The following is a 1500-nucleotide window of genomic DNA, read 5'->3' on the forward strand; positions in this document are numbered from 1 at the left end:
GAGACTGTTGAAAAAGGATCGCGTGGGATCAGCGTGGTGGATGACAGGTGACGCCGGGCACCGGAGGATGCGCCGCGTATCAGGCCGGCGCGGCCTGCCGGGCCAGCAGCTGGAGGTTGTATGCCGCGGCAGCCATGGAGAACTCCTCAGCTGCTCCGGCGAGGCCTCTCAGCTTGAGCGTTCGTAGCCCCAAGTTGCGTTTCAGGTGGCCGAACACGCGCTCGATCCGCTTTCTTCGACGCCGCGCGTGCACATAGGCGTCGGTGCCGGCAAGGGCGCGCGCGGCATCGCGGGCATCCTCGCTGACGAGGCGGGTGATGCTGCGTTTCCGGCTGACGGTGCATCGGGGCTTCAGTTCGCAGCCAGCACAATCGGCAACATGGCTTCGGTATACGCGAACTTGGTTGGCGCGTTTGGTGCCGCAATAGCCGAGCGGCTTATCGGCCGGGCAGCGATAGGTATCGGCCTCGCGGTCATAGCGAAAAGCATCACGGGTGAAGAAGGCGTCGCGTTGGCGGCTGCGGTCGATGACCGGGATGTACGGGGTAATTTTCCGGTCGATTAGCCAGCCGAGCAACGGGCCGCTGCCATATGCTTTGTCAGCCGCGAGGCTCTCGGGTTCGATGCCCAGCCTGGTGCCGGCGCGTGACACCAGCGTCCGGGTCGCCGCCACCTCGGCTGCGAAGCGGGCGGGCGTCGCCTCCACGTCGAGGATGCAGTCGGTGTCGAGGTCGAGCAGGGGGTTAATGGCGTATGCGTAGCGCGCCGGTCCGTGCTTGCAGGTCAGCGCCGCCTGCGGGTCGGTCGGCGAGATGCTGGTCGGATCGACGGGCGCTGGTTCGTCGGGGTCCGGCGGCAACGCGGCATCGAGCGCCGCCAGATATTCGGCGACGGGTCGCGATATGCTTTCCCCGGCACGAAGCTCGTCTGCGGCGACGGCCCCCTTCAGCTTCTTCTCGCGGCTGGCGTCGGCCATGATCGTGCTGCCGTCCACCGCCAAGTCGCGCCCCGTTACCAGCCCGGCCGCGGCGCACCGCGCGACTACCTGCTCGAATAGCAGACGATGTAAGTCGCAGGCGCGGAAGCGGCCGTGCCGGTTCTTGGAGAAGGTGGAATGGTCGGGCACTCGGTCGCCCAGATCGAGCCGGCAGAACCAGCGATAAGCGAGGTTGAGATGCACTTCCTCGCACAGGCGCCGTTCCGAGCGGATGCCGAACAGGTAGCCGACAAGCAGCATCCTGAGCATCAGCTCCGGATCGATCGAGGGTCGACCGCTCGCGCTGTAGCTCGCTGCCAGCGCCTCACGCACGAAGCCGAGGTCCAGCACGCCGTCGATGCGCCGGAGAAGGTGGTCGGCAGGCACATGATCGTCGAGCCGGAAACCGTAGAACAGCGCGCCTTGCGCCACCTGCCGACCCATCATGTCCATACTCCCGCCGCCTGGCAGGAGTGAATCACGCCTTCCTCGTCGTCGCAAGCACGCGTTTTTCAACAGTCTCG

General features: G+C 66.2%; 1 protein-coding gene. It reads right to left on the reverse strand.

From position 1 onward, the window contains the following. Nucleotides 1-79: 79 nt before the first annotated feature. Nucleotides 80-1423: an IS1182 family transposase gene (locus tag sphsw_RS11850; protein WP_031440800.1), complete on the reverse strand. Its 1344-nt coding sequence runs from the start codon at nucleotides 1421-1423 to the stop codon at nucleotides 80-82. Nucleotides 1424-1500 lie beyond the last annotated feature (77 nt).

This window comes from Sphingomonas sp. FUKUSWIS1, from assembly GCF_000733135.1.
GTDB lineage: Bacteria > Pseudomonadota > Alphaproteobacteria > Sphingomonadales > Sphingomonadaceae > Sphingomonas > Sphingomonas aerolata.

What these genes read in the sequence shown, in the direction of transcription:
- sphsw_RS11850 (WP_031440800.1), bottom strand. Translation starts at nt 1,423, where the DNA reads ATGATGGGTCGGCAGGTGGCGCAAGGCGCGCTGTTCTACGGTTTCCGG.